The 21,922-nt window shown below is 57.1% G+C and carries 20 protein-coding genes and 1 tRNA gene; 7 read left to right on the top strand and 14 right to left on the bottom strand.

The features are described 5' to 3' along the window. Positions 1-154 precede the first annotated feature (154 nt). The 9 genes from ACRZ95_RS00740 to iscR form a co-directional block, all read right to left on the bottom strand. A tRNA-Arg gene (locus tag ACRZ95_RS00740) sits at positions 155-231 on the bottom strand. 66 nt (positions 232-297) lie between these two features. After that, positions 298-1,518, bottom strand: coding sequence for a cysteine desulfurase (locus ACRZ95_RS00735; protein ID WP_170676036.1), 1,221 nt, complete (start codon positions 1,516-1,518; stop codon positions 298-300). Positions 1,519-1,529: 11 nt separating this feature from the next. After that, a complete protein-coding gene (locus tag ACRZ95_RS00730) occupies positions 1,530-2,090 on the bottom strand; it encodes a YIP1 family protein (RefSeq protein WP_170676035.1) in 561 nt (186 codons plus the stop codon). After that, entirely contained in the window at positions 2,087-2,572 is a 486-nt protein-coding gene (locus ACRZ95_RS00725) for a YIP1 family protein (RefSeq protein WP_170676034.1), read from the bottom strand. The genes ACRZ95_RS00730 and ACRZ95_RS00725 overlap by 4 nt, the downstream gene beginning before the upstream one ends. Before the next feature lies 1 nt (position 2,573). Then, complete coding sequence (gene sufD, locus ACRZ95_RS00720) at positions 2,574-3,854, bottom strand: Fe-S cluster assembly protein SufD (RefSeq protein WP_170676033.1); 1,281 nt, start codon at positions 3,852-3,854, stop codon at positions 2,574-2,576. After that, on the bottom strand, positions 3,854-4,609 hold the full coding sequence (sufC, locus tag ACRZ95_RS00715; protein WP_170373689.1) for a Fe-S cluster assembly ATPase SufC: 756 nt from the start codon (positions 4,607-4,609) through the stop codon (positions 3,854-3,856). Before sufC ends, sufD begins: the two co-directional genes overlap by 1 nt. A gap of 72 nt (positions 4,610-4,681) precedes the next feature. Then, on the bottom strand, positions 4,682-6,202 hold the full coding sequence (gene sufB / locus ACRZ95_RS00710) for a Fe-S cluster assembly protein SufB (protein WP_170373688.1): 1,521 nt from the start codon (positions 6,200-6,202) through the stop codon (positions 4,682-4,684). A gap of 18 nt (positions 6,203-6,220) precedes the next feature. Beyond that, positions 6,221-7,264 (bottom strand): cysteine desulfurase family protein, encoded by a 1,044-nt coding sequence (locus ACRZ95_RS00705; RefSeq protein ID WP_170676032.1) that lies wholly within the window; start codon positions 7,262-7,264, stop codon positions 6,221-6,223. A gap of 51 nt (positions 7,265-7,315) precedes the next feature. Beyond that, positions 7,316-7,774 carry a Fe-S cluster assembly transcriptional regulator IscR gene (gene iscR / locus ACRZ95_RS00700; protein WP_170373686.1) on the bottom strand — a complete coding sequence of 153 codons (459 nt, stop codon included), beginning with the start codon at positions 7,772-7,774 and terminating at the stop codon, positions 7,316-7,318. A gap of 175 nt (positions 7,775-7,949) precedes the next feature. On the opposite strand from iscR, the gene ACRZ95_RS00695 reads away from it, so the two are divergent. The 6 genes from ACRZ95_RS00695 to ACRZ95_RS00670 all read left to right on the top strand — a co-directional run bounded on the left by ACRZ95_RS00695 (position 7,950) and on the right by ACRZ95_RS00670 (position 13,489). Continuing rightward, the gene (locus tag ACRZ95_RS00695) at positions 7,950-8,603 is read left to right on the top strand and encodes an alpha/beta hydrolase (protein ID WP_170373685.1); all 654 of its coding nucleotides are present in this window, start codon (positions 7,950-7,952) and stop codon (positions 8,601-8,603) included. Continuing rightward, positions 8,603-8,848 carry a hypothetical protein gene (locus tag ACRZ95_RS00690; protein WP_170373684.1) on the top strand — a complete coding sequence of 82 codons (246 nt, stop codon included), beginning with the start codon at positions 8,603-8,605 and terminating at the stop codon, positions 8,846-8,848. Before ACRZ95_RS00695 ends, ACRZ95_RS00690 begins: the two co-directional genes overlap by 1 nt. After that, the gene (locus tag ACRZ95_RS00685) at positions 8,845-10,002 is read left to right on the top strand and encodes an HD domain-containing protein (RefSeq protein WP_170676031.1); all 1,158 of its coding nucleotides are present in this window, start codon (positions 8,845-8,847) and stop codon (positions 10,000-10,002) included. The genes ACRZ95_RS00690 and ACRZ95_RS00685 overlap by 4 nt, the downstream gene beginning before the upstream one ends. Positions 10,003-10,376: 374 nt before the next feature. Beyond that, positions 10,377-10,712 carry an SMR family transporter gene (locus tag ACRZ95_RS00680; RefSeq protein ID WP_170676030.1) on the top strand — a complete coding sequence of 112 codons (336 nt, stop codon included), beginning with the start codon at positions 10,377-10,379 and terminating at the stop codon, positions 10,710-10,712. A 76-nt stretch (positions 10,713-10,788) separates the two neighbouring features. Beyond that, positions 10,789-12,606 carry a translational GTPase TypA gene (typA, locus tag ACRZ95_RS00675; protein ID WP_170548782.1) on the top strand — a complete coding sequence of 606 codons (1,818 nt, stop codon included), beginning with the start codon at positions 10,789-10,791 and terminating at the stop codon, positions 12,604-12,606. A 289-nt stretch (positions 12,607-12,895) separates the two neighbouring features. Further along, positions 12,896-13,489, top strand: a complete 594-nt coding sequence (locus ACRZ95_RS00670; protein ID WP_480554375.1) for a hypothetical protein — start codon at positions 12,896-12,898, stop codon at positions 13,487-13,489. Positions 13,490-13,610: 121 nt separating this feature from the next. On the opposite strand, the gene ACRZ95_RS00665 is transcribed toward ACRZ95_RS00670, so the two are convergent. The 4 genes from ACRZ95_RS00665 to recA form a co-directional block, all read right to left on the bottom strand. Further along, positions 13,611-14,234, bottom strand: a complete 624-nt coding sequence (locus tag ACRZ95_RS00665) for a transglutaminase-like cysteine peptidase (protein WP_170676029.1) — start codon at positions 14,232-14,234, stop codon at positions 13,611-13,613. A gap of 339 nt (positions 14,235-14,573) precedes the next feature. Continuing rightward, on the bottom strand, positions 14,574-14,861 hold the full coding sequence (locus ACRZ95_RS00660) for a DUF1330 domain-containing protein (RefSeq protein ID WP_170638730.1): 288 nt from the start codon (positions 14,859-14,861) through the stop codon (positions 14,574-14,576). Then, on the bottom strand, positions 14,862-17,534 hold the full coding sequence (alaS, locus tag ACRZ95_RS00655; RefSeq protein ID WP_170676028.1) for an alanine--tRNA ligase: 2,673 nt from the start codon (positions 17,532-17,534) through the stop codon (positions 14,862-14,864). A gap of 179 nt (positions 17,535-17,713) precedes the next feature. Beyond that, entirely contained in the window at positions 17,714-18,781 is a 1,068-nt protein-coding gene (gene recA / locus ACRZ95_RS00650) for a recombinase RecA (protein WP_170373677.1), read from the bottom strand. A 192-nt stretch (positions 18,782-18,973) separates the two neighbouring features. On the opposite strand from recA, the gene ACRZ95_RS00645 reads away from it, so the two are divergent. Continuing rightward, on the top strand, positions 18,974-19,567 hold the full coding sequence (locus tag ACRZ95_RS00645; protein WP_170676027.1) for a sulfotransferase family protein: 594 nt from the start codon (positions 18,974-18,976) through the stop codon (positions 19,565-19,567). A gap of 3 nt (positions 19,568-19,570) precedes the next feature. Here ACRZ95_RS00645 and ACRZ95_RS00640 read toward each other — a convergent pair whose 3' ends face one another. Then, positions 19,571-21,862 carry a PAS domain-containing hybrid sensor histidine kinase/response regulator gene (locus ACRZ95_RS00640; RefSeq protein WP_170676026.1) on the bottom strand — a complete coding sequence of 764 codons (2,292 nt, stop codon included), beginning with the start codon at positions 21,860-21,862 and terminating at the stop codon, positions 19,571-19,573. Positions 21,863-21,922 lie beyond the last annotated feature (60 nt).

Genomic DNA, 21,922 nt, shown 5'->3' with positions numbered 1-21,922 from the left:
AGGCTGCTGCAATTGGCGGCTTTTGTTTGTTGCAGAGCCAATCACCCAACGTTTCTCTAGCTTGTTCAGGCCAAAGATATTCTCCAATTCAAACATCTAGCGGATACAACGACCACGACGGTGGGACTGAACAAATCATCAAGTCTGTGAGAAGTGGCGCACCTGAGAGGATTCGAACCTCTGGCCTCTGCCTTCGGAGGGCAGCGCTCTATCCAGCTGAGCTACAGGTGCCTTGGCCGTTAGCTAACCTTGTTCCGAGCCGGGTGCAACTGGAAAACGGACCGGCTCGGCCGAGATTTAGGCGAAGAGATCATGCGCCAGTTCAAGCGCGTCGATCAGGGTGTCGACCTCATCCGTGGTGTTATAGAGGCCAAAGCTGGCGCGGCAGGTGGCCGTAACACCAAGGTGATCCATCAAAGGGCCGGCGCAATGGTGACCGGCGCGAACAGCGACGCCTTTCTTGTCGAGAATCGTCGAGACATCATGCGCATGCCCTGCCCCATCCAGCGTGAAGCTGAAGATCGCGGCCTTGTCAGGCCGTGTGCCCTGAACCTGTAGCCAGTTCAGACCATTCAAACGCTGCATGGCATAATCGCGAAGACCCGCTTCATGGTTGGCGATGTTCGCCATCCCCAGATCCATCATATAGTCCAGGGCCACCCCGAGACCGATAGTTTGTACGATGCCCGGCGTGCCAGCCTCAAACTTCATCGGTGGATCATTGTAGATGACCTGATCCTTGCTGACCTCTTTGATCATGTCGCCGCCGCCGATGAAGGGGCGCATTTCGGCCATTCGTTCGGATTTGATATAGATCGCACCGGAACCGGATGGGCCATAGAGTTTGTGCCCGGTAATGGCATAGAAATCACAGCCGATATCCTGCACGTTGACCGGCATATGAACGGCACCTTGGCTGCCATCAACCAAGACCGGCACGCCCTTGGCATGCGCGCCTTCGGTGATGGTCTTCACGTCGACCACGGTGCCCAACACGTTCGAACATTGCGTGACCGCGACCAGTTTTGTCTTGGGGCCGATCGCGTCAATCACAGCCTGCGGATCAAGCCCGCCGTCTGCATCTACATCGACCCATTTCAGTACCACGCCCTGACGCTCGCGCAGGAAATGCCAGGGCACGATGTTGGCGTGGTGCTCCATCACGCTGAGGACGATCTCATCCCCCGCTTCAAGCCGAGGCATGGCCCAGCCATAGGCGACCAGATTGATCCCCTCGGTCGTGCCGGAGTTCAGAACAATCTCATCCTCATCCGCAACACCTAGAAAGCGCGCAACGGTGCCGCGCACGGACTCATATTTCTCGGTCGCGAGGTTCGAGAGGTAGTGAAGCCCGCGATGCACGTTGGAGTATTCCTCGGCATAGGCGCGCGTAACGGCATCAATCACGACCTGAGGTTTCTGCGCCGACGCGCCATTGTCCAGATATGTCAGGGGTTTGCCGTTCACCTGCCGCGACAGGATCGGGAAATCAGACCGGATTTTCTGCACATCGTACATGAGAGATCTTTCTAGACAGGACCCAACGGGTTGAGAAATAGGACAAAAGGTACCGCCAGCAACGCCGTCAACAATATGACGCCAAAGGACTTGCCCAGAGATCCAAACTTGTGTGCCTCATTCAGAAAATGAAGCGTTATGTAGAGGCTGTAGATGGCCGTTGCCAGGATCAGAGGGGCCAAAAAAGCGACCGTGATCAAGCTCAGCGCGAGGGTCGCGACCAGTGCTGCGATTTGCAGAAACTGCAGCCAGATCGTCAAGATCATCAGATCTTCAAAACGCCCCGTTCCGCCCAGAAAACGCCCGACATAGAGAAAGGCCAGAATGCTGAACAGCATCGTTCCTGCGGATCGGATCAGCACAACCGGGATCGATTGGGATACAGTTGGGCCACCCGATGCAGCGATCGACAGATCTATGCCCATCTGCGCTATGCAATTGAGGACAACGGCCAGAAAAAACGCCAGCCACAAAACCTCTCGCCCCGGGTTGAGGGCTAAAATCTGTCGCGCCGCTTCGGCAGGTTTTCTGAGCGTCAGGCTCGCCAGCGGGCCCAGGGGGGGTATAGTCATTCAGCCGACCTTTGTGCTTGTCGCAATCCGGATAACCAGAACCAGACAAAAACGGCAACCCAAATCAATCCGACCAAAGTTTGAGTCGGACCGGGGCCAATGAACCCGGCGACCAGTCCGTTAAGCAAAACCAAAGGCGCCGAAGACAGGAGCGCCCAGAACAATGCCAATCGGGCACCATAGGCACTTCCCTGCCCGCCCACCAGACGCGCGGCCCAATGCGACACCAAAGCCAGCGTGTAAAAGAACAACGGCAGGATGAAGACCGAGCCCAAAAGCGCTCCGCCCAGAAGTATGTTCAACTCGACCTGCTCAAGATGCGCGCGGCGGGCTAAGCTGGGCATCTGCGCGATGAAAGACACCACGCAAAAGGCCATGACGAAAATCAGCGCTCGGTCTTCGCGCGGCCCCATATCCAGAAGCCGGCGCACAACGCGCCCCGGCCCCCGGTATGTGGCAACGATATCTGATGAGACCGGCATATTAGCTGTGACGCGAAAGCCAGCCTTCCAGACGGGTCACGATCTCTTCGGCCAGTGTCTCGTCCTCGATTTCATCCACCGCCTCGGCAAGGAAAGCAAGCGTTAGCATATTGGTGGCGTCCTTCGTCGGAACCCCGCGCGAGCGCAGGTAGAACAAAGCGGTCTCATCAATCGCGCCCGAGGTCGACCCGTGCGAACAGGCGACATCATCGGCGTAGATTTCAAGCTCGGGCTTGGCGAGAAACTGGCTGTCATCGTCCAACAAAAGCGACTGGCTGATCTGGTAGCCATCGGTTTTCTGCGCGCCTTCCTTCACAAGGATCTTGCCTTGGAACACGCCCGTCGCGCCGTTGCGCAGGACCTTCTTGAACACCTGACGGCTTTCGCAATTCACCGCGTCATGGGTGACAAAAACGGTGTCGTCATGGTGAAAATCACCGTCCCCGACGCAAGCACCGGCCACATGGGCTACGGCGTCATCACCGGTCAGTTCAACCACCTGCTCGTTACGAGTCAGCACGCCATTGGCTGTCAGAGTGAACGACTTGTAAGTCGATTCCTGACCGAGTCGCGTGAACATATGGGTCGCGGCCCGGCGTTCGTGATCGCGGCCCTGCGCCCGGACATGGTGCAAGGTCCCGTTATCGGCGATGTCGATCTCCATGCATTTGTTGAAGCGCGACGCGGCGGGACCATTTTCGAGGATCGTGGCCTCGGCATCGCTTTCAACACGGATAACGTGGTGCAGGATCGCGTCCGAGTCTTCCGACTCGTGACGATACACCAGATTGATTGGCTTAGACGGCTTGCCGGTCACATGGATGGCAACACCGTCGGTCGCGAATGCGGTGTTCAAAGCAGCCAGAGGGCGCTGAACCGGGCTTTGGCCCCGCTCTTCGAGCTTGCCGTAAAGATCTTTGGCCCAGTGGATATCCTTGCAGCAGATATCCTCCAGCCGGTCGATCTTGACACCTTCGAGGCTCAGATCATCCGAGGCTTCGGCATCGAACACACCATCGACGAACACGATCTGCAGCCGATCGACATCGTTGAACACCATCGGCTCGCCCGAGTCGAAAATGGCAGCCTTGGGCGCATCGGCCGAGACCAGCGTATCCGGACGCGTGTATTTCCAGTATTCATCGCGACGGCTTGGCAGCCCCATTTCGCGCACCCGGGCCAAAGCCCCTTGGCGCGCGGCCTTGGTGCAGCCGGGATCAGGCATCGTCAGTGAGGTCAGACGCTCTTCGGTTGCGGTCTGTTTTGCTTGCGGTAAGGCCATCAGTTCACCTCGGCAAGAATGTCGGAGTAGCCGTTGTTTTCAACTTCCAGCGCCAGCTCAGGACCGCCCGATTTCACGATACGCCCATCGGCCATGATGTGAACGACATCCGGTTTGATGTGGTCCAGCAGGCGCTGGTAGTGGGTGATGACCAGGAAACCACGGCCCTCATCCCGCAGCGCGTTCACGCCTTCGGAGACCAGCTTCATCGCATCCACGTCGAGGCCCGAGTCGGTCTCGTCCAGAATGCACATTTTGGGCTCTAGCATCGCCATCTGAAGGATCTCATTGCGCTTTTTCTCACCGCCCGAGAAACCGACATTGACCGGACGCTTCAGCATATCCGCGTCGATCTTCAGCGATTTCGCCTTTTCGCGCACGAGTTTCAGGAAGTCCGCGGCCGATAGCTCCTCTTCCCCGCGCGCTTTGCGTTGCGCGTTCACAGCGGTTCGCAGGAAGGTCATGTTGCCGACGCCCGGGATCTCAACCGGGTATTGGAAGGCGAGGAACACACCAGCTGCGGCGCGCTCTTCCGGCTCCATCTCTAGCAGGTCTTCACCGTCCAGAGTGGCCGAGCCTTCGGTGACCTCATAGCCATCGCGCCCTGACAGCACATAGCTGAGCGTGGACTTGCCCGAGCCGTTTGGCCCCATGATCGCATGCACCTTTCCAGCCTCGACTGTCAGGTCAACGCCTTTGAGAATTTGCTTGTCTTCTTCTTCAAGCTGTACGTGCAGGTTCTTGATTTCCAGCATGTTTTGTCCTTTTGCGTATCGCAAGAGGGCGCGCGGCCCCCGCGTAAATTCTGATTTCAGAGAAGCTTGGGTTTAACCCACAGACCCTTCGAGACTGATGGCCACCAACTGCTGGGCCTCCATCGCAAATTCCATCGGCAGCGCCTGCAGAACGTCCTTGCAGAATCCATTGACGACGAGCGCCACGGCCTCTTCCTCGTCCATGCCACGTTGACGGCAGTAGAACAGCTGATCGTCGTCCACTTTCGAGGTCGTCGCCTCATGCTCGACGCGGCTCGAGTTGTTTTTGACCTCGATATACGGCACTGTATGCGCCCCGCATTTGTCACCGATCAGCAAGCTGTCACATTGGGTGTAGTTGCGGCTGTCTTTGGCCTTCGGGTGCATCGAGACTAGACCACGATAGGTGTTCTGCGCCTTGCCCGCGCTGATGCCCTTGGAGACGATGCGCGATTTGGTGTTCTTGCCCAGGTGAACCATCTTGGTGCCGGTGTCGGCCTGCTGATAGTTGTTGGCAATCGCGATCGAGTAGAACTCACCCTGGCTTTCCTCACCACGCAGGATGCAGGACGGGTATTTCCACGTCACGGCCGAGCCGGTTTCCACCTGCGTCCACATCACCTTGGAGCGATCCCCACGGCAATCGGCACGCTTGGTCACGAAGTTATAGATACCGCCCTTGCCGTTCTCGTCCCCGGGGAACCAGTTCTGAACGGTCGAGTATTTCACCTCGGCGTCTTCTTCGACGATGATCTCGACCACAGCCGCGTGCAGTTGCGCGGTGTCGCGCTGAGGTGCGGTGCAGCCTTCCAAGTAGCTGACGTAGCTGCCTTTATCGGCGATGATCAAGGTACGCTCGAACTGGCCGGTGTTCTCCGCATTGATACGGAAATAGGTGCTTAGTTCCATCGGGCAGCGGACGCCCGGCGGGATATAGACGAACGAGCCATCCGAGAACACAGCCGAATTCAGCGTGGCATAGAAGTTGTCCGACACCGGAACCACGGTGCCCAGATATTTCTTCACCAGTTCAGGATGCTCTTTGATCGCTTCCGAGATCGAGCAGAAGATAACGCCGGCCTTCTTCAACTCGGCTTGGAAAGTTGTACCAACGGAAACTGAGTCAAACACGGCGTCGACGGCCACTTTACGACCCTCTGCGGGCATATCCTCGGCGCCTTCGACACCTGCCAGAATCATCTGTTCTTTCAGAGGGATACCCAGCTTTTCGTAAGTGGCCAGAAGCTTGGGGTCGACCTCATCCAAGGATTTGGGCTTCTCTTCCATGGATTTCGGACGGGCATAGTAATACTGGTCCTGAAAGTCGATCTCAGGGTAGTTGACCATGGCCCATTTCGGCTCTTCCATCTTGGTCCAGCGCTCGAAGGCCGACAGACGCCATTCGGTCATCCATTCGGGCTCTTCGTTCTTTTCCGAGATCAGTCGAACGATATCCGGGTTAACGCCCTTCGGCGCATACTCCATCTCGATCTCGGTTTCCCAGCCGTATTTATAAGTGCTGACCTCGCGTACCGCATCCACGGTTTCCTGATCGACACCCTCTTTTACCTGGGTCTGGTCCAAAGCGGCCATTGTTTACCCTCCGTCAGATCACGCGGCCCGCGCGTGATGCTTTTTCTCTTTCTCAAGCCACGTTTCGGCGAAACGCAGCACATCTTCCTTGGTAGTCCGAGGTCCCAGCGACACGCGGATTGCGCTGGCTGCCGTCCCCTCATCAAATCCCATCGCAGTCAGAACAGCGCTGGCGCGGACCTTTCCGCTTGAACAGGCCGAGCCCGCACTGACCGCAAAACCAGACAGGTCCATCTGCATGACCTGCGTTTCACCCTTCCAGCCGGGCGACGCGAAACATGACGTGTTTGGCAGGCGAGTCTGGTCTTTCCCGACAAAAATAGGTGATCTTTCACCAGCCTCAAGGGCGTTTTCTAGAATATTTCTAAATTCTTCGACCTGCTCCCAAACACCATTGGCAAGATCTTGGGCTGCTGCTTCAGCAGCGGCTCCGAACCCCACGATTCCAATGACGTTTTCGGTTCCAGAGCGCCGGCCCATCTCTTGCCCGCCGCCCTTGATCTGAGCAGGCAGGTCCGTGCCGCGTTTCATCACAACAGCTCCGATCCCTTTCGGCCCACCCAGTTTATGCGCAGACACTAGCGCCATCTGAACGTCCATCCAATTGAAAGCAATCGGCAGTTTGCCAAATGCCTGGGTCGCATCGGTCACCGCCAGCCCCTTCGGTAGCGTCTGCACGATACCCGTTTCCGAGTTCGCAACTTGCAGCGTCGCATTCGCTGGCTCGTTCACAGTGGCCATCCCGTCCGAAGAAACCAAGATATCCTCGGCAATCCACGCTCTTACCGCGTCATGCTCAATTGATGCACCGTGCAGATTTCGACCCGCCAAAGCCAAAGCGGCGCCTTCGGTCGAACCTGAGGTAAATACGATATCCGCACCATCAGCCCCAAAAGCCGATGCCACCTGCGCCCGTGCGCGTTCGATAAAAGCCTTCGCCGCGCGCCCCTCGGCATGGACCGACGATGGGTTCCCGCAGACATCCATTGCCGCGATCATTGCGTCCCGCGCTTCGGGCCGCAAAGGCGTGGTGGCGTTGTGATCGAGATAAACACGATTCATGGAGTCATATTTTCCCAGATATTTCTGAAACTTGTACTCAGAGGCTACGGATCACTCGTCCACAACAGCAAACAGGTTAGGAACCGCCGGACAGGGCGCGAGGTCGTTCTTGATCACGTCAGACAGACGGGTCTGATGCAGGAACACATAGACATGTGCGCTGAGGCTTTCCCAAAGACGGTTCGTCAGGGATTGCGCCCGGCTGCCGGAGGACGCGCCCGAGGCCCCGGCCCCCTTGGCCATTGCATCCACCGTCTCATCTACGGCGGACAGAATCTCGACAACGCGGATCTCCGACGGCTGCCGTGCAAGACGATATCCCCCACCCGGTCCACGCGTAGATGTCACAAGCTCGGCCCGGCGCAGTTTCACGAACAACTGCTCCAGATACGGCAGCGAGATATCCTGCCGTTCCGAGATTTCACCCAGTGTCACGATCTTGTCCGAGGGCTGCAGCGCAATGTCCGCCAGCGCCACCATGGCATACCGGCCCTTTGTCGACAGCTTCATTGTCATTTCCCTTCGGCAAGTTGGACGCGAAATCATTGACGCCGCCGCCGCCAGTGCGTATCTCCGACTGACAGCGCGTTGCGCAGGATATCACATTTAGAACCGTTCTAAGGTGCCCAACGAATACAGTCAAGTATTTCCCGGCGCCCAAGATAAAGACAGGACCAAAGCACACATGCCCGAGGTGATTTTTCCCGGACCCGAAGGCCGCCTGGAAGGCCGCTACCACCCGCAAAAGGAAAAAGACGCACCGATCGCCATCGTGCTTCACCCGCATCCTCAGTTCGGCGGGACCATGAACAACAAGGTGGTCTATAATCTGCACTACGCGTTCTACAACATGGGCTTCACCGTGTTGCGCTTCAACTTCCGCGGTGTAGGCCGCAGCCAGGGCGAGTATGACCAGGGTGTGGGCGAGTTGAGCGATGCCGCCTCGGCACTAGATTATCTGCAGTCGATGAACAACAACTCCAAGCATTGCTGGGTTGCTGGCTTCTCTTTCGGTGCCTGGATCGGAATGCAGTTGTTGATGCGCCGCCCGGAAATCACCGGTTTCATCAGCGTGTCACCCCCGGCGAATATGTACGACTTTTCGTTCCTCGCCCCCTGCCCGTCTTCGGGTCTGATCATCAATGGCTCGTCCGACCGCGTGGCGCCTCCGGCGGATACAACTGCGCTTGTCAACAAGTTGCATGAGCAGAAGGGCATCACGATCACTCATAATGAGGTCGAAGGCGCGGATCATTTCTTCCAGGATCAGCACATGGATACGCTCATCACCGATGTCAGCGACTATGTAAAACGACGCCTGACTGAGAACACGCGCTGATGACAGACACCATCAATACCCTCGCTGCGAAACTGGCCGAGGATACATTGAAGGTCATGGACGAAACCGGCGATGACCGGTTTTACATGGAGGTCGGCAACCTGCTTGCAGCCTCCTCCCAATCTCTGGAAGAGGCCTTTCTGACCGAGATCCGCGTGCGCCTGTCTGAACGCCAGGCCCGCCAATTCGTGATCAAACGTCTGACAGATCACCGCTCCAAGCTGAAAGCGATTGAAAAACAATGAATGATCGACTGTCCGCGCAAATCGCGTTTCTGAAACAAGCGGACAGGTTGAAGACGGTGGATCGGGCAAACACCCTGCTGGATCAGTCTCGCCCGGAAAATTCTGCAGAACACAGCTGGCATCTTGCGCTTTGGGCGCTGGTCATGGGACCTCTGGCAGGGCCGGACGTGTCGATTGATCGAGCCATCCGCATGTTGTTGCTGCATGATCTGGTCGAGATCATTGTGGGCGACAACCCAATCCATCTCGAGACCGACTGGCAGAGCGTCGCCAAGGCTGAACACGCCGCGGCTCTGGACTTGTTCGGACTATTGCCGCCAGACCAGGCCCGGATTTTTCTGGACCTCTGGACGGAATTCGAAGCGGATCAGACGCCCGACGCCAAGTTCGCCAAAATGCTCGACCGGTGTCAGCCTCTGTTTCAGGTGCTGTATGCTTCTCCTAAACGGCCCGACCATATTGAGATCGCCCGTGAGAACCTCGCGACCGGGCGCGCGGCTTATCTGAGTGAGGCGCTGCCTCAAGCCTATGAACACGCGGTTGCGTTATTGTCGGAAGCACCGACCGAGGATAACAGCTTCACCCAACGGCTGACGTTTCTGGTTGAGGCAGATCAGTTGAAATCCGTCATGCGCGCATCGCGCCTCATGGCGACTGATCGGTTCGAAAACTCGGCCGAGCACTCGTGGCACATCATGCTGTACGCATGGGTTCTGGCGGAACACTCCGACGCAGAGGCACAGTTGGACCGTGTCCTGCAAATGCTGCTGCTTCACGATATCGTCGAGATAGATGCCGGAGATCACCCAATCCACGGTCAGGTCAATCACGCCGCCCAAGCCGAAAAGGAAGAGGCCGCAGCCCGACGCCTGTTCGGATTATTGCCCCAAGATCAGACGCAGGCATTCTCCGATCTCTGGCATGAGTTTGAGAGTGCCAACTCTGCAGATGCGCGGTTTGCCAAGGCTGTTGACCGGTTTCAGACTCCAATTGCCAATCTTGAAACGGGCGGCGGCTCGTGGGTGGACTATGCCGTGACCTACCCTCAGATCGAAGCGCGGGTACGGCCCGCCATCGAACGCGGTGCGCCCGGTCTTTGGGATTGGTTGCAACCGTATTTGGCAGATTACTTCACGGTTTCAGCGAGGGGCTAGGCAAAAGAAAAAGGGCCAAAAACGGCCCTTTTCCCTGCTTGGATCTTGATTAACGCCAAAACTACAAAACAAAGAAGCCAACTAACAATTGGGTTGCATCAGAACTGACGGACCCCCCGTCTGCAAGCCACCCTAGCGCCGCAATAAGAGTCGAAGCAAAAACGACGTATTTAATAAACACAGTCATTGAAAAACTCGAAAACAAATCAACAAATACTGTTCTGTTATTTGCATAAATTGTGATCAGATCGTAGTCAGGTATACCCGACCTTTATCTTGTGGTGTCACGCACCCCAGCAACCGAATGTGCTTGCCGGGGCAGCCTTTTTCGTGTTGAGAATTCGCGCGTGATTTGAATGCAAGAGGTTGAGATCATGCCCAAAGCCTACCTGATCCTGCTGATGGCCGTCTTTGCCGAAACCGTAGGCACAACGGCCTTGCAGGCCAGTCAGCAATTCTCGCGCTTCTGGCCTTCGGTTCTGGTCGTAGCTGCTTACGGAGTGGCGTTTTACCTGTTGGGATTGACGTTGAAATACATGCCAGTGGGCATCGTCTATGCGATCTGGTCCGGGCTTGGGATTTTTTTCATCGCAATCATCGGCTTTGTGGTGTTTGGGCAAAAGCTCGACCTGTGGGCGGTTATCGGGCTGACCCTGATATTGGCCGGAATCCTGATCATTCATCTGTTTTCAAAGACCGCAGGCCACTGAACGCCGGTTTGGGCTGGTATATTGCGTCAAGCCGCGTTATGCGCCGGGCAACTTCCCGTTCAAAGGCTGACCTCTCATGGACCTGCGCAATATCGCAATCATCGCTCACGTGGACCACGGTAAAACGACCCTGGTGGATGAGCTGCTCAAACAATCCGGCGCGTTCCGGGAAAATCAGGCCGTGGCGGAACGCGCCATGGACAGCAACGATCTTGAACGCGAGCGCGGCATTACCATTCTGGCCAAGGCGACCTCGGTCGAATGGAAAGGCACGCGCATCAATATCGTCGACACCCCCGGCCACGCCGATTTTGGCGGCGAGGTTGAGCGCATCCTAAGCATGGTGGACGGTGTTGTCCTATTGGTTGATGCGGCTGAAGGCCCGATGCCTCAGACCAAATTCGTGACTTCCAAGGCGCTGGCATTGGGCCTGCGCCCCATCGTGGTCCTGAACAAGGTCGACAAACCCGATGCTGAACCCGACCGTGCTTTGGATGAGTGTTTCGACCTCTTTGCCAACCTCGGCGCAGATGATGATCAACTGGACTTCCCGGCCATGTATGCCTCGGGCCGTTCAGGCTGGGCGGATATGGAGCTGGATGGGCCGCGCAAGGACCTGACAGCGCTTTTTGATCTGGTCGTCGATCACGTGCCTGCGCCGAAACAGGCCGAAAAGAAGGACGAGCCGTTCCGCATGCTGGCAACCACCTTGGGCAGCGACCCGTTCATCGGCCGTATTCTTACGGGTCGTGTGGAAAGCGGTACTCTGAAAGCGGGCGACAGTCTCAAGGCACTCAGCCGCGATGGCTCGCTGATCGAGAATTTCCGGGCGTCGAAAATTCTGGCCTTCCGCGGTCTGGCCCAACAGCCGATCGATGTGGCCGAGGCCGGTGACATCGTGACCATCGCAGGTATGAGCAAAGCCACCGTCGCAGACTCGCTAGTGGCGCCGCAGGTTGAAGAGGCCCTGCCCGCTCAGCCCATCGACCCGCCGACCATTACCGTGACCTTTGGCATCAACGACTCGCCTCTGGCTGGTCGTGACGGCAAAAAGGTGCAGTCCCGCGTCATCCGCGACCGCCTGATGAAAGAGGCAGAGTCGAACGTCGCGATCCGCATCACTGACACGCCCGGCGGCGAGGCGTTCGAAGTGGCCGGTCGAGGCGAATTGCAGATGGGCGTTCTGATCGAGAACATGCGCCGCGAAGGGTTCGAGCTCAGCATCTCTCGTCCGCAGGTTCTGTTCCGCGAGGAAGACGGTCAACGGCTGGAGCCCGTCGAAGAAGTCACGATCGACGTGGATGACGAATACTCGGGAGCAGTCATCGAAAAGATCACCGGTGCGCGTAAGGGCGAACTGGTCGAGATGCGCCCCGCCGGCGCCGGCAAGACCCGGATCATCGCGCATGTGCCGTCCCGTGGCCTGATCGGCTATCATGGAGAGTTCCTGACCGATACCCGCGGGACCGGCGTTCTGAACCGCGTGTTCCATGGCTGGGCCCCACATAAAGGTCAGATCCCAGGCCGTCGCGCAGGCGTTCTGATCTCGATGGAGAATGGCCAGGCCGTCGCTTACGCCCTGTGGAACCTCGAAGAGCGTGGCCGCATGTTCGTTGGCCCTCAGACTGATGTCTATCAGGGCATGGTGATTGGTGAACATTCCCGCGACAACGATCTGGAAGTGAACCCGCTAAAGGGCAAGAAGCTGACCAACGTGCGGGCCAGCGGCTCGGACGACGCGGTGCGCCTGACGCCCCACATTCAGTTCTCGCTGGAAGAAGCCATCGCCTATATTGATGACGACGAACTGGTCGAGGTGACGCCCAACGCAATCCGTCTTCGCAAGCGATTCCTTGACCCGCATGAGCGGAAACGGATGGCGAAAGCCGGATAAAACGCCGTTCTCGATTGGGAAACAATGCCATTTTTGTGACATTATTTCCTCAATCCTGAAAAATGGTATTCTAGGAAAGGTCAGCCCTCGGCTGGCCTTTCTTATTGGTTTTTAATGATTTTTGCGTTTTTTTCGGTCCTTTGGCAATCTCGCCAAGTGGGCGCCAACTTGCAAGTTCGACCTTAAAAAGGTGTAATCTTGTTCAAAGTGTGACGTCGTTCATACAAGCCCATTTGGTTTTGATGCATAAGTTCGACGCAGAGATTAACGAGTACCGAGGAGTTCCATCATGGGCATCCATTCCAGCAAACTAAAAGTAATCGCCGCAGCTGTTGCCGTTCAAATGGTAGGCGTTACAGCCGCACAAGCCGCATGTACCGTCTCAACGGCACGTCAGGCAGCAAGCTCGCCCGAGATCCTCTGCGAATGTGACGCCGTCACATCGGGTATGATCCGCTACATTCAGCGTCGCGCCGATTTCGGCAACTTCCTGGCCCGTACCGGCGCGGAATGCCCGCAACTGGCCGCGCTGCTTTCGGACTTGCCGACCGCATCCACAGGGTTCGCTGATCAAAGATCCGGGGATGGCAAACCTGATGGAAATCCCGGTACTACGAGTGGTCCGTCTGGAAATCCTCCGGGTGACGATGGCGGTCCCGATGACAAAGGCGGCGACGACGGCAAAGGTGGCGACGACGGCAAAGGTGGCGACGACGGCAAAGGCGGCGACGACGGCAAAGGTGGCGACGACGGCAAAGGTGGCGACGACGGCAAAGGTGGCGACGACGGCAAAGGTGGCGACGACGGCAAAGGTGGCGACGACGGCAAAGGTGGCGACGACGGCAAAGGTGGCGACGACGGCAAAGGTGGCGACGTCACATAACAAATTCTGAGGTTTTTGATCCTGCTTAGAACACAATTCCAACTGCAGGTTTGTTGTGCACTGCGAGAATCCAAAAGGGCGCCCAAGCAGGCGCCCTTACCTCATCAGACTGTAGATTTGGTCAACTATTCCCGTAAACCCCAACCCAACGGCGCGGCCGCTTTGGGTCTTGCATCCTCAGAAACAGATACCGGGTCGCTTTCCACGGTTTGATGCTGTTTGTCAGGTTGTCCAGAACCAGATCTCCCTGAGCTGATCGATAGACCAACACAGCATGCGCGTTCCGACGCGTATCCAGAACAGTCGCAATCAAAAGCTTGCTCGGATCAATTCCTGCTTTGATCAGGTTCCGCTTTTTCAACAACGCAAAGTCTTCGCAATCACCGCCGCGTGTCGTCGGCAAGGCCCAAAACTCACGCTGTCTGTATTGCGATTGGTCTGTAATTGCACGGGTGGACGCGTTGACTTGCAAGTTCACTCTCTTGACGATCTGCATTTCCTGCTTGCTCGTCAACGAGGCCGCTCTTTGGCCTGAACAGGCCCAACTGTACTGACGGCAAAGCTGCTGCGCTCCGGACGGTGGTGGAGAGGCTGAAATCGCAGTGATGAACGCGCCCTCTGACGCCTGCGCCACAGAGGCGGTGAAAGACGACGTCAGGACCAAAGCGCAAATCCCAACGGAGCGCCCTGAAAATCTGGCGACCGACCGAAGACCCGCCGAAAAACCTACTGCCGAATATTTCATACCCGTTCCTCAATCCATGTTGCCCGCGTGAGTCCGGCCAATCAGGGTGTCGAAGTTTTCCGACTTTAACCGCAAGTGGCTCTGGTGACGCAATCAATGTTGAGGATCAGGGGTAAAAAAGGCGGAAATTCGTAACATTCCGCGGCAATTTCGGGCAAGAATTGAGGGCAATCCGCCACATTTATGACTGGGTCAGAATGCGGAAACGCCGCAACTAATTGTTTTTATGCTGCTTTTGAAAGCAATACGGCCTCCAAGAAAGAACTGGAAGCCGCGCAGAATTTCATGTGCTGGTTTTCGCCGAAACCGTCAATTCGACCCGGCTGAAACAGCTGATTCTCAATCGGTGATTTCAACAACGACCAATTCGCGCTCACTTGCCCCGCGGGCGTGATCGAGCGCTTCTTGGTAGGCGGCGGAGTTATAGCACTCGACCGCGGCCTCAACCGAAGGGAAACGTGCAACCACATTGCGCGGACGTTCCTTCCCCTCGAGCTGAACATAACGCGCGGCACGCGCGATGAATTCTCCGCCATGTTGAGCGATAGCGGGCCCCGCCAGCTCGGCGTATTTTCCATAGGCCTCAGTGTCAGTCACCGTGACATGTGCGATCCAAAGAGCAGCCATTTATCCCTCCAATACCTGTTCGGCGGCTTTGATTGCCGCATCTGCGTTGGTCGCGTCCTTGCCGCCACCTTGAGCCATATCTGGGCGACCTCCGCCGCCCTTGCCGCCCAGCTCAACCACTGCGGCTTTGACAAGATCAACGGCAGAAACCCTATCGGTCAGGTCCGCGGTGACCCCAGCCGCGACAGCCGCTTTGCCGCCTGTATCCGCGATCAACAGAACCGCGCCAGATCCCAGTCGGCTTTTGTGCTCGTCAATCAAGGCCGGAAGATCCTTGCCGGACACACCGCTGAGCGCCTGGGCCAGAAACTTGACGCCATTGACCTCAGTCTCTTCCGCGCCGCCGCCCTGCCCGGCTCCGCCTGCCATAGCGAGATCCCGGCGCAGTTGAGAGACTTCGTTTTGCAAGGCTTTCCGCTCATCCAGCAGCGATTTTACGCGGGCAACCACGTCATCCGGCTGCGCTTTCAGCTCTAACGCGATCTGTGCCAAGCGGTGATCTTGCGCGGACAGATAGCGGAAGGCTTCATCGCCCGTCAGAGCCTCAATCCGCCGAACACCCGCACTGCTTGCACTGTCTCCCAGCACAACAAACGTGCCGATATCGCCGGTCTGACGGACATGCGTGCCACCGCAAAGTTCAATCGACCAGGTCTCGCCATCCTGGCCCTTGCCGGTCGGCGCCTTACCCATCGAAACAACGCGAACTTCGTCGCCGTATTTCTCACCAAACAAAGCCTGAGCACCCAGTTCACGTGCGTCGTCCGGCGTCATGATCCGGGTTTCTACGCTCGAGTTCTGGCGGATGAAATCGTTCACCTCACGCTCGATTTTTTGGATTTCCTCCAGCGTCAGAGCCTTGGAATGGCTGAAATCGAACCGCAAACGATCCGAAGCATTCAACGAACCCCGCTGCGCAACGTGGTCGCCCAGAGTCTCACGAAGGGCTTCGTGTAAAAGGTGCGTGGCCGAGTGGTTAGCGCGAATGGCCGAACGTCGCGCATGATCCACCTCCAGCTCGACCGCGTCGCCCTTGGACAGCGTGCCATGGTCCACAGTCACCTTGTGTGCATAGACCTTGCCGTCAGCGAATTTCTTGGTGTCTTCAACGCGCGCAATTTCTTCGCGCGCATCGAGGCGGCGTAGCTCACCACTGTCGCCGACCTGACCGCCGGCCTCGCCATAGAACGGGGTTTGGTTCACGACGACCCAGCCACTGCCACCCTGTTCGATCTTGTCGACCAGAGCGCCATCGACGATCAGCGCCGCGACCTGAGCCTCAGCCTTTTCGGTGTCATAGCCCAGGAAATCGGTCGCGCCAGCGCTGTCGGCCACGTCAAACCAAACCGCTTGATCGGCAGCTTCGCCCGACCCGGCCCATGCTGCGCGGGCCTTGGCCTTCTGCTCTGCCATGGCCGCATCGAACCCGTCAGTATCGACGGTCCGGCCTTTTTCCCGCAGGGCATCCTGGGTCAGATCGAGTGGGAACCCATAGGTGTCATAAAGCTTGAACGCCGCATCACCGGACAGGGACGCACCTTCCGGTAGGCCCGCGACCTCGTCATCGAGCAATTTCAGGCCGCGATCCAGCGTTTGCTTGAACCGCGTTTCTTCCAGCAGCAGGGTCTCTTCGATCAACGCCTGCGCCTGCCCCAGTTCCGAGTACTGCGCGCCCATCAGTTGTACGAGCGAGGGCACTAGTCGGTGCATCACCGGATCCTTTGCGCCCAAAAGGTGTGCGTGACGCATGGCGCGCCGCATGATCCGGCGCAGTACATAGCCGCGACCGTCATTGCTGGGCATCACGCCATCAGCGATCAGGAACGAGGTTGAACGCAAGTGGTCCGCAATCACGCGGTGGTGGACGTTCTGATCCCCGTAAGGATCAACGCCTGTCGCCTCCGCGGAGGCCTCGATCAGCGTCTTGAACAGGTCGGTGTCGTAGTTGTCATGGCTACCTTGCAGCAGCGCGCCGATCCGCTCCAGCCCCATGCCGGTGTCGATCGACTGCATGTCGAGTTCCACCATCGAGCCGTCCTCGAACTGCTCGTTCTGCATGAAAACGATGTTCCAAATTTCGATGAACCGGTCGCCATCTTCCTCGGCCGATCCCGGAGGGCCGCCCCAGATGTGATCGCCGTGGTCATAAAAAATCTCGGTGCATGGCCCGCAGGGTCCGGTCGGCCCCATCTGCCAGAAATTGTCGCTGGTCGCGATACGGATGATGCGATCTTCAGGAACGCCGACTTTCTTCCAGATTTCAAAGGCTTCGTCGTCAGTGTGATAGACCGTAGTCAGCAGGCGGTTTTTGTCGATGCCGAATTCCTTGGTGATCAACTCCCACGCGAAGGGAATCGCGTCGTGCTTGAAATAGTCACCGAAGGAAAAGTTCCCCAGCATCTCAAAGAAGGTGTGGTGGCGCGCCGTATAGCCCACATTGTCGAGGTCATTATGCTTGCCGCCAGCTCGCACACACTTCTGCGCGGTGGTTGCACGCTGATAGTCGCGGGTTTCGACACCGGTGAACAGGTTCTTGAACTGCACCATGCCCGAGTTCACGAACATCAAAGTCGGATCATTGCGCGGCACCAGAGGGCTGGACGCCACCACTTCGTGCCCCTGCTTTGCAAAGTAGTTCAGAAAGGTCGATCGGATGTCGTTCAACGTTGGCATGGGGCTCTCTCAGCGCGCAATCATAATGGTCTGCGCAGGTTTATCGCCGTGCCTGCAGAGTGTCCACAGCATTGACCTTCCAAACGAAACAAGGCGGCCCCGACGGACCGCCCTGTTTAAGTTATTCTCAGCACTGTCGGAGCGCCGGGAGATTTCTGGTGTTCCCTCTCGCGCGTTCCTTAGGCCTCGAGGATATCGTCATCCTCGGCCGCTCCGGGCGGCATGTCGAAGTCCAGACCATGGGCCGCGCGGATCTTGTCCTCGATATCCAAAGCGATCCGAGAGTGATCGCGCAGATACTGCTTGGCGTTTTCGCGACCCTGCCCGATCCGTTCGTCCCCGTAGCTGAACCACGAACCCGACTTCTCGACCACACCGGCCTTGACGCCAAGATCCAGCAGCTCACCCATTTTCGAGATGCCTTCGCCGTACATGATGTCAAATTCCACCTGTTTGAACGGAGGGGCCACCTTGTTCTTAACGACTTTGACACGGGTCTGGTTACCGACCACCTCATCTCGATCCTTGATCGCGCCGATACGGCGAATGTCCAGACGAACCGAGCTGTAGAATTTCAGCGCGTTACCACCCGTTGTAGTTTCCGGGCTGCCAAACATCACGCCGATCTTCATCCGAATCTGGTTGATGAAGATTACCATGCAATTCGAACGGCTGATCGAGCCGGTCAGTTTGCGCATCGCCTGACTCATCAGACGGGCCTGAACGCCGACGTTGCTGTCGCCCATGTCGCCTTCCAATTCGGATTTCGGCGTCAGCGCCGCCACCGAGTCGACCACGACCATGTTCACCGCGCCAGACCGGACCAGCGTGTCGGTGATCTCAAGCGCCTGTTCGCCGGTATCGGGCTGCGAGATCAGCAGCTCATCCAGATCAACGCCCAGCTTACGGGCATATTGCGGGTCCAGCGCATGTTCTGCGTCGACAAATGCACAGACACCGCCGCGTTTTTGCTGTTCGGCAATACAATGCAGAGTCAGTGTGGTCTTACCCGAGCTTTCAGGTCCGTAAATCTCAACAATCCGGCCCATCGGCAGACCGCCGATTCCCAGAGCGATATCCAGACCCAGAGACCCGGTCGAGCTCGCCTCGATATCCTGCTTGGCATCCTCGCCCAGCTTCATGATCGAGCCTTTACCGAATTGCCGTTCGATCTGGGCCAGCGCGCTATCGAGCGCCTTTTGCTTGTCCGCGTTTTTCTTGTCGCTCATCGTCAGAAGATCCGCCATTGTCCTGTCGCCTTCCCTTTTGTCACACCCTTTGCCGGGCGGCAATCGCTGCTTTGTTCGCCTCTTGTTCCTTATGGGACCAAAAAGAGAACATTTCAACTAAAACTTACAGAACTTATTCTTGGACAATTGTGTTAAAGATCCGTTTACGCCAATCTGCCATCTTATCAAAGATCGACATGGAACCACTAAATGCTTGTTTTCTATAAAGAACGCCTTGCGTTTTTATCTGTTCCCAAAACCGGCAGCACCGCATATCACTCCGCGTTGCGCGCCCGAGCCGATCTTGTGATCACCCACCCGCCCGAGCTAAAACACGCACCGGTGCGCCGATATGACCGCTTTATCCAGAACATGTTCCGCAAAATGTACCACACGGAGATGGAGATCATGGCCGTAGTCCGTGAACCCATCGACTGGCTGGGTAGTTGGTACAGGTTTCGTCGGCGTGAAGATCGCTTCGGGCATCCTCATTCGACACGAGATATCAGCTTTGACGCGTTCGTGCAGGCCTATATGCAGACCCCTCAGCCCGAATTTGCTAATGTCGGCAGTCAGAGTCAGTTCTTCCGCCCCCGAAACAACGGCGTTGGGGCCAGCTATGTTTTCAAATACGACCATCAGGACAGAATCGTGGAATTCCTGCAAAGCCGATTGAACTACGACTTCTCATTACGGCGCGAGAACGTCTCGCCCCCCGCAGAGACAATTCTGACTTCTGAAACCGAAACGGCATACCGCAAGCATTCTAGGGCCGATTTTGCGGTCTATGACGCGGCGCAATAGGCGTCAGTTCATCTGCTGAAAAACGGCCTCAGTCAGTTGCGTCAAAGAGAATGGTTTGGGCAGAAAGGTCGAGTTCGGAACCTGGGGGCCCGAGTCGCCAAACGCGCCCTCGGTATAGCCCGAGACAAACACGACCCGGACATCTGGCCGTGTCTCCATGGCTTTGGCAACCCAGGTCGGGCCGTCCATTCCGGGCATGACCACATCCGTTACGAACACGTCTACGTTCAGGTCGACATCTTCCAGCAAGGCCAGGGCGTCCTCGGCAGATTCAGCCTCGAGCACCGTATAGCCTTTCAGGCGCAACGCGCGAGTCGCAAAGGCCCGAACCGGTGCTTCGTCTTCGACCAAAAGAACAACGCCCTCACCCTGGCGCGCCGTTTTGGAATCCGGCACATTTTCGGCCTGCTCTTCGGCGGGTTTCGCTTCGACGCCAACCGGAAGGAGCAGGGAAAACTCTGTGCCGCGACCGACAGCGCTGTCGACAAAGATGAATCCACCCGTCTGTTTGACGATCCCGTAAACGGTGGAAAGGCCAAGACCTGTGCCCTCGCCCGTTCGCTTAGTCGTGTAGAACGGCTCGAACACCTTTTGCAGTTTGTCGGCGGGAATACCGACGCCGCTGTCGATCACCTTTACGGTCATGTAATCGCCGGGTGGTACGGTGGCCCGGTCGCGGCGCAAGGGCTCGGTAAGGCTAAGCACTTCGGTTTCGATGCGAATCTCTCCACCTTCCGGCATTGCATCGCGCGCATTGACGACGAGGTTCATCAACACCTGCTCCAACTGCCGCTTGTCCGCGCGCACAGGCTTAAGGACAGGATCATGGCTGAGCGTCAATTGAACTTTCTCACCGACCAACCGGTTCAGCAGATGGATGAGGTCCGAGATGGTGTCGCGCACGTCCAGCACTTCGGGCCGTAAGGTCTGTTTGCGAGAAAAGGCCAGAAGTTGGCTGACCAGAGCCGCCGCTCGGTTGGCATTCTGATTGATCTGAATCAGGTCACCATAGTTTGGATCGTTTTGATCATGGCGCAGCAGCAGCAGATCGCAATGACCGGATATCGCGGTTAAAAGGTTGTTGAAATCATGTGCAACGCCTCCAGCCAACTGGCCGACAGCTTGCATTTTCTGGCCCTGCACAAACTGCGCCTCGAGTGTTTTCAACTCGGTCGCATCGTTCAGGACCGCTATAAGATGGGTTTTCCCGTCGATCTGAACACGGTCCAAAGTGACTTGAACAAATAGCTCTTTGTCATCGCGGGTCAGTCGCTGGAATTCGGATCGGGCGACATCCTCGCCGGAGGCCGTTTGTGCCAGCCACTCGAGAATTGGATGGTTCAGCCCCTGCAGGATCTGGTCGATATTGGTCTCGTTTAGGCAGAGATTGCCCAAGAGAGCCAACGCCATCTGGTTTGCCTGCAGTATGGTCCCCTCGGGCGTCATGCAAATGATCGGCACGGGCAGTTCGGCAAGTGAGGATCCATGCTCCGGATGAACAGGTTGAGAAACCGGCATCAAAACGAGGTGCCGTTCAGCCCCCGACGCCGATACGCCAGTGACCGCGACGCGCGTTTTCCCCTCATAAGCAGGGACCGAGCAGATTTGACTATCCTGTGGCAATCCGTTCGGAAAGATATTGTCAATCGAACCCGGTACCGTGCCGAAAAAGGCCCTTGCGGCGGTATTGAGGTGAAAAAGGCGCCCACACCGACCGATGGTCAGTACGGGAAGGGCGATTTTGTCCCACTGCCCTTGGTGGCCAAGCTTGAACCGCCAGCAGAACAAGTGATCTTCCAATCGAACTACTGAAACCGGGACGCTTTCGCCAACAGTGATGATGTCTTCACCCGCTGAGCCTTTTGCTTGGGCCAGTGTCTGCAACCGCAGCAGAAGACTCGAAGGGTTGGCGAAGACCGAGCGCAGAACCTCGGGCAGCGATGCCTCCGGGCTGGCATTCAACTGTTCGCGCGCAATTGAATTGGCGACCAGAACAGTGCCCTCTTCATCGGCAACAATGCTTGCGCAATCGTCGTGATCTACAAAAGCAGCCAGCACATCAAGGGTTTGCTGTGCGGCTTTGTCGGCAAAGACACCCCTGACCAGAATCCAGAATGTCGCAAACAAGACCGAGACTCCTACGACGATCATGCCCTGCGCCCAGTCCGCGGGCACCCGGTCAGTATATGGCGCCACGTACAATAGAGCAGCCAGTCCAACCAGCGCCAAAACACGTGCAACAGAAGGCGTTCTCCTCGAGCGGGGATCGGAGAACGAAAATGTGGAATCGGACATGAACGACCCGGGTAGCTTTTTTGAGAGCAATAACGATCCAAAATAGTTAATGCCCGCTTA

The sequence above is a fragment of the Ruegeria sp. AI3 genome (assembly GCF_056541245.1).
This window is presented reverse-complemented; position numbering and strand designations above follow the sequence as displayed.